The organism is Actinomycetota bacterium, from assembly GCA_030650795.1.
In the GTDB taxonomy this organism is placed as follows: Bacteria; Actinomycetota; Actinomycetes; order S36-B12; family S36-B12; genus UBA11398.
Window position 1 is genome coordinate 1 of sequence record JAUSDJ010000038.1, and the last position, 1,495, is coordinate 1,495.

At 56.0% G+C, this 1,495-nt stretch carries 1 protein-coding gene; it reads right to left on the bottom strand.

Going from position 1 to position 1,495, the window contains the following annotated elements; all coding sequences use genetic code 11:
* Positions 1-138 precede the first annotated feature (138 nt).
* On the bottom strand, positions 139-1,425 hold the full coding sequence (locus Q7L55_11940; GenBank protein ID MDO8733259.1) for an IS110 family transposase: 1,287 nt from the start codon (positions 1,423-1,425) through the stop codon (positions 139-141).
* Between the last annotated feature and the right edge of the window lie 70 nt (positions 1,426-1,495).

Here is a 1,495-nt window from a genome sequence, read left to right on the forward strand (position 1 = left end):
GCAATTGAACATCACTACTTGGGTCGCGCTCCCGTGTGAGAACCCTACTAACTAGACGATCCCACATCAGTGGCCCGTAACCTTCCTTCATTGATCATCACGGGAGCGGACGGAGCCGGTAATTGCTGAGCTAGAAGGTCACGCGGCTTGCGCCTGCGTCCCTTGTTGAATGACTAGACCGTCCCCCGTCCGCGCTCCCGTGAAGAATTGCCGGGGATCAAACTCCCTTTGATCGCGAGCCACCGCGTACATCAACGGCAGCAGCTTGCGAGCCACAGCAACTCTGATCTCACCGGTTTTCTTGCCTCTAGATTTCAACTCCTTTGCGTATTCCTCGAATAACCCTCCTGACCTCGTCTGCAGCATAGCTACAGAACATATCAGATAACGAGCCAGCGCCCGTCCGCGCTTACTTATGCGTCTACGGCCTCTGTGCTTCCCACTGGACACTTCATACAGGTTCAGCCCCAGGAACTTCTCCAACTGCTCGTAGCGTCTGTACTGCCCGATGTTGCCACACTCGCCCAACAGACCCGCCACTGTGATCGTTCCAATTCTTGGCAGGCTCAACAGACACCGGGCCTCGGACAGAACCGACAGGAACTCTTCCATCTCCGCCTTCAGCCGCTCTCGCCTGGATTCTACAAGCTCCAGCATATCCAGCAGACCCAGCATTGCGCTATGGCGCGCCTGTTGCCCAGCGGCCGGAGCTACGGAGCTCTTTGCCGCGGACCAGATCGCGTCCACTCGATTCAATGTCCTCCCACAGCTCGCCTTTCGCAAGGTGGACTCAAGACTCGTCCGCCGCGCGCTCGCCAACGCCTCAGAGCTCGCATATCTTCTAACTATCCCACACACACTCTTGCAGACTGCGTCCTTGAAGATGCCACAGAGCTCAGGAAACCACACCTGCAGAAGCGCCTGGAATTCGTTTCGCAGAGCAGTTCGCTTCTTGGCAAGAGAAGCCCATTCCGCGGACGCCGCCCGCAGATCGGCGTATGTCCCATCCAGGGACATCACTTCCTGGTAACACCCTTGCCACACCAGATCCGCTATAACCGAAGGGTCTTTCCAGTCATCCTTCTCCGGGCTGTTATCCCGGACTTCCTTGATTCGCTTTACGTGGTAGGGGTTGACCTGGACCAGACGCTTTCCGCTTGCCATGAGCCACTCACGTAAGCACGTGCTGTACGGCCCGGTGGGCTCATAGGCGATCCACGGCTGATGTCCCTGGGCAACCAGATCATCGACAAACCTCTCCAGGATCGCGAAACCCTCGGCATTTTGATTCACTACGCTCACACCGGTGCGCTTGGAGGGATGAAACCCTCCAAACGACATCCTCCCTTTGCTCACGTCTATGCCCACGACTATTCCACTCTGAAAGTCCGGCACAGCTTGACACTTTCTCAGAACATTCGGCATACTTCTCAATGTAGGTTCCTCCTTGGTCTTTGTTTCTCAAACTACTCTACCAAGAAGGACCTACAACATT

Excerpts from the sequence above, each read along its gene's own strand:
- Q7L55_11940 (MDO8733259.1), bottom strand. The coding sequence starts at position 1,425 with ATGCCGAATGTTCTGAGAAAGTGTCAAGCTGTGCCGGACTTTCAGAGT.